Annotated in this window: 3 protein-coding genes and 1 pseudogene; 1 reads left to right on the top strand and 3 read right to left on the bottom strand. The window is 42.0% G+C overall.

The features are described 5' to 3' along the window. Window positions 1–175 precede the first annotated feature (175 nt). Window positions 176–973 (top strand): cation transporter, encoded by a 798-nt coding sequence (locus ABZB17_RS20570; protein WP_372653176.1) that lies wholly within the window; start codon window positions 176–178, stop codon window positions 971–973. 7 nt (window positions 974–980) lie between these two features. On the opposite strand, the gene ABZB17_RS20565 is transcribed toward ABZB17_RS20570, so the two are convergent. The 3 genes and pseudogenes from ABZB17_RS20565 to ABZB17_RS20555 form a co-directional block, all read right to left on the bottom strand. Beyond that, complete coding sequence (locus tag ABZB17_RS20565) at window positions 981–1808, bottom strand: hypothetical protein (protein ID WP_372653174.1); 828 nt, start codon at window positions 1806–1808, stop codon at window positions 981–983. 16 nt (window positions 1809–1824) lie between these two features. Next, the gene (locus tag ABZB17_RS20560; RefSeq protein ID WP_372653172.1) at window positions 1825–4098 is read right to left on the bottom strand and encodes a DUF5916 domain-containing protein; all 2274 of its coding nucleotides are present in this window, start codon (window positions 4096–4098) and stop codon (window positions 1825–1827) included. 549 nt (window positions 4099–4647) lie between these two features. Next, window positions 4648–4905: pseudogene (locus ABZB17_RS20555) on the bottom strand (elongation factor P); the annotation flags it as partial.

Here is a 4905-nt window from a genome sequence, read left to right as displayed (position 1 = left end):
GGTAGCTCGTTGGGCTCATAACCCAAAGGTCGTAGGTTCGAGTCCTGCTCCCGCTACTTAGAAGCCGGTTTTTACCGGCTTTTTTTATGCCCAAAATTTTATTGAAATACGCCCCTTTTTGAACAATTACACTTTAATTTGTTACTTAGGTAAACGAAAAACTGTTCAACGCATCATGTTAAAATCAGAATACCATATTGCAAAAATGGACTGTCCTTCCGAAGAGAATATGATTCGGATGAAACTGGATGGAATTCAAGCCATAAAAAAACTGGAGTTTGACATTGAAAACCGCAACCTTACCGTTTTTCACTCCGAAGAAAATGAGGAAATTCTCTCGCGACTGGAAGCCCTGAATTTTGGCGCAAAACTTTCGGCCAGCTACGCGGTGGATGAAAACGATTTTGCTCCGGAAAGTTCGGAGGTGCAGTCGAAGCTGCTTTGGTCAGTGCTTTTAATCAATTTTGGCTTTTTTGTTATTGAAATGACAACCGGGCTCATCTCCCGATCAATGGGACTGGTGGCCGATTCGCTGGATATGCTTGCCGATTCGTTTGTATACGGGCTCAGCCTTTGGGCCGTTGGTTCAACAGTTCTTCGAAAAAAGAAAGTTGCACGCCTTAGCGGTTACTTTCAGCTTTCACTTGCCTTACTGGGCATTATTGAAGTTGTTAGGCGCTTTATTCAGTCGGAAGCCATGCCCGATTACCGTATGATGATCGGCATTTCAATTCTGGCACTGATTGCCAACTCCATATGTTTATGGCTTCTTCAAAAATCGAAAAGTAAAGAGGCTCATATGAAAGCCAGTATGATTTTTACCTCGAACGATGTAATTATTAACAGCGGTGTGATTTTAGCCGGTATACTGGTTTTGGTAACACAATCGAAATATCCCGATTTAATTATCGGTTCAATCGTATTTCTGATTGTTGTTAGAGGGGCGATACGAATACTAAAACTAGGCAAATAATCCCGGTTTATTTTACCACATAATCAATTAAATTCCACAACTCAATACGCTCGATGACGCGAGCTTCATTTGTTTTTTTCATTATTTCGTTAAAATCCTGTTCAGGATGAATCGCTTTAAACGATTCGGCAAAACTAAGCTCTAAGGCATAGGAGTAATCCGAAAAAGTATTCATAGTAACATATTGGTATGGCCGGCCGGCACCACGCGGGAACAGCGCCTCCCAAAGTCCCCAGCCAACAGTTCTCCCCGATCGTATCGACTCCTCGTGAATCGGCATCCAAACATCCTTCTCCAGCGCCTCGTATTCCGAACCTTTTCCCGGCTCTACTTTCATATAATTCACCTGAATGTAATGCGCCGGATCTGCAAAAGGAATGGACGGAATGGCCGCCACGCCCTGATACAACTCCGACCGAACAATTTCGCGGGCCTTGTTGGTGCGATCAAGTATTTCGTTTAACCCCATGTTAGGATGAACCTTGGCCGGAATTTCAGCATTCCAGGGATTTTCCAGTGTTTCCGGATTATTATAAGTGGTAATTGCCACATAGTTGTAACTATCTGCCGACCCTGTAAATTCAACTGCATATAAATTCCAGCTAACAATTATCCCTTGTTTTATTCTTTCCTGGTGCATGGGTTTCCATATTTTTTGCTCCACCTCGAGATATTTCAGGTGACCATCGGGTTTCACTTTAAAATATTCAACCACCACATATACCTGATCAGCAGCCTTTGCCGGCGTCGTTACGAATACAAATACGGTACAAAAAACAACCGCCGAAACAAATAGTGTAAGCCCGGCGAAACGCGATGATTGTTTATTCTTCATGGAAGTATGCTTTTTGTTAAAGATTAATCCAGTACGACATTTTTAAAATCAGTCCCCTGTTCTTAGAAACCATTCCATCGGGCAAAAAGTTCTCGGTGTAAACAAGGAATAAATCAGAAACGGGAGCAAACCTCCACTGTAACCTCGAGTTGATGTTAACATTATCGGCCTGTTCGTTATACTGAATAAAATTAGTCCAGAATATTTTCTCGGTGAATGTCAGATCAATTCGTGGCCCTACCAGCCAAAACGCTCCACTTGGGTAGGGATCAGGCAAATCGATTTTGTTGTAGGTGTAATTCATTGCCAAACTAAAAATGGGCTTAATCCGGTAACGAAAAGTTCCCGATACATTTGTGGCATTTCCATTGTAAAAACCTCCGTATCCCGCACGGATATCGAATGAAAAATCCTTTCTGCTATTTGATGAATAACTGGTATTTATTGCATTCCAGGTATATTCCGATTCCGATGGCAAAGGTTCCGTGCCCTCTTTAAACTGCCTTGTCGGATCAAAATCATCAAACAATTTTACATAAATATTTTGCCACTCAACATCTAAACGGCTTGAATTTAAAAAGTTTATTCTGTAACCCGTTTCCATTTCTTTGTCGGTAAATTCCCAATTTGTGTCGAGGAAGTAATCCGCCCGAAAAGTTGGGCCATGTGTGCTAATTATTTTGCTTTCGGGATAAAAACTGTAGCGCACATACGGGCCAAAGGTAAAGTAGCCAGTACGCGGAAAGAAGCCCATTTCGGCATTAAAGTTTTCGGCCACATATTCATGCGTCCAAAATGCCATAATTTTTCGGGTATTGTACCGAACATTTGTTCCGTGCGCCCAGTGTTTTGAGGTATGAACAGGATCATCAGAATTAAAATAGTAGAAACTGCCATCCCATTTATCGTCGGCCGACAAGAGGTTGTATTGCAAACCATATACGCGGTTGTATTCATTTTGATCTCCGAAATCAAATCCGTCATCCTGGTCTTTTGAGAAGTTAATGCCCTGCTTCATGGCCACAATACCGGAAATGTTCGATCGGCCGAAAAGCTGTTTTTTAAACGTCGCAACGGTATAATTATAAGCCGGTGTATCATCAAAGCCATCATTCATCTGGTGTTTGGTTTGGGCATTTAGCAGGCCCACGCGCATGCCCTCTCCTACCTGTCCGCTTAAACGTGCTCCAAAAATCATGGGCGACGATAAACCAATACGGCGCGAGAAAAACACCTGCGACTGCCGGAATCCAAAATCGCTGAAAAGGTCGCTGTTTTCGATAAAGAACTGGCGTCGCTCGGGATAAAACAACTCGAAACGGGTAACATTGGTCTGCTGGCGGTCGACTTCAACTGTTGAAAAATCGGGATTTAAGGTCAGGTCGAGATTTAAAGAAGTTGACAAAGCTACTTTTCCGTCGAAACCTGCATTCCAGTCCCAGCCAATATTGTCATTAACCGAAAGATCCTTTTGAGTTGCAGAGCCCGAAACATAAGGAATAATACTAATGTTAGAGCCAGCTTCAGGCGGCGTACCATCCCATTTCAGCTCTCCTGAATACGTTAATGATGTTGGCTGATATTGCCTTTTAACTTTGGTCCAGGTAGAGCGTTCGTTTCTTTTCAAATCATTTCGAACAAACTGTATATTCCAGTTGCTGATATCATCGGCATACCGAATTGATTTAAACGGAATTTTTATTTCGGCTGTCCATCCCTCATCCGTTTTTTTTGTTTTTGAGTACCACACATTATCCCACGAATCGGAAACAGCCATAAAACCACCGCCGCCACCGGTAACTACACCTTCCATTTGCACCCCCAAAGGTGTAATGGTAAATGCATAACCATTTGTGAGGTCGTCGAAAGGATCGATAACCAACATTAAATAGTCGTTGTTTCGTTCACTGTAATCCCTTCTCAACGATTCAACTACGTAGTTTCCCGGCAACTCATCAAAACAGGTTACTCCCACATACAGGTTGTTATCATCATAAAGTATACTGGCTTCGGTTTTTGAAAATGCGGTTGTATCGTCAATCGGATACTGCCTGTGAAAATCCTTTGCTTTGTCGGCTGTTTGCCACACCGCCTCATTTAGCAGACCATCAATGGTAATATCCGCATCGGTTTTTGTAATTTCCAGTGTCTTCTCCGGAATACGTTTTCCCTTTGTTCGTGAAATTAGTGATAGTTCAAATCGATCTTGTGCACTTCCCTCGAAAATCGAGATCATCCCCAATAAAAGAATAAGCAATCCGCCTAATCCGTAAGTCTTAGTTCGGTTCATTTGGTTTTTTTAGCTAGGAAGCTCTTCACTTACTTCCTGTTTATTTTAAAATATTTTGTTGCGGTTTATCCTTTGCACATTTATATCAGCTATAAATGAACAAGCAGTTAGATGGCCAAAATATCAGAAGGTTTAATTAAATCATAACTGAAGCGATGAATAAAAGATTCAGCGGGATGAATCAGTAGTTTCAGTACGTATTAAGATTATCGCTTACAAAACCTACAGCTTGTTAAGGTGTTGAAACATAACCTGAGTTGGAAGGCTGGCTGATCGATATAAAAAGGTGGTAGAACAAAGATCCTGTACTGGCGCTTGAAGCATGACCAAACAAGTAATATTAAAAGTATTCCGGCCTCTACCGGGCCGGAACACCCTCCCCTAAGCAAACAGGGTTTACTATGAAAAAAATTGCCTACAAAGCCTTTGCCATGAAGCTTTTATTATACGAGTTAAACTGGCATAAAGTTGTCGCCCGGCTTGTGGTTTAAAACAAAAAAGCGGGCCCTGGAAAACCAGAGTCCGCTTATCTATTTAGCGTAAATATGTTTACTGTTTTACACGTTCGCTGTATGAACGGTCGGCAGTGCTTACGCGAATTACGTCGCCTTCGTTAATAAACATTGGCACCATAACTTCAGCACCGGTTTCAACAGTCGCCGGTTTCAAAGCTGTTGAGCTGGCTGTGTTACCTTTTTCACCTACAATTGTTTGGGTTACTGTTAACTCAACTTTGTCGGGCATTTCTGCTGTTAAAGGCAATTCTTCTTCGGCATGAAACTGAATTTCAATGATTTGTCCTTCTTT

It is taken from the genome of Draconibacterium sp. (genome assembly GCF_041583095.1).
In the GTDB taxonomy this organism is placed as follows: domain Bacteria; phylum Bacteroidota; class Bacteroidia; order Bacteroidales; family Prolixibacteraceae; genus Draconibacterium.
Note: the sequence above shows the minus strand (reverse complement) of the source record. Positions and strands in the feature narration are given on the sequence as shown.

What these genes read in the sequence shown, in the direction of transcription:
- ABZB17_RS20570 (WP_372653176.1), top strand. Translation starts at nt 176, where the DNA reads ATGTTAAAATCAGAATACCATATTGCAAAAATGGACTGTCCTTCCGAA.
- ABZB17_RS20565 (WP_372653174.1), bottom strand. Translation starts at nt 1,808, where the DNA reads ATGAAGAATAAACAATCATCGCGTTTCGCCGGGCTTACACTATTTGTT.
- ABZB17_RS20560 (WP_372653172.1), bottom strand. Translation starts at nt 4,098, where the DNA reads ATGAACCGAACTAAGACTTACGGATTAGGCGGATTGCTTATTCTTTTA.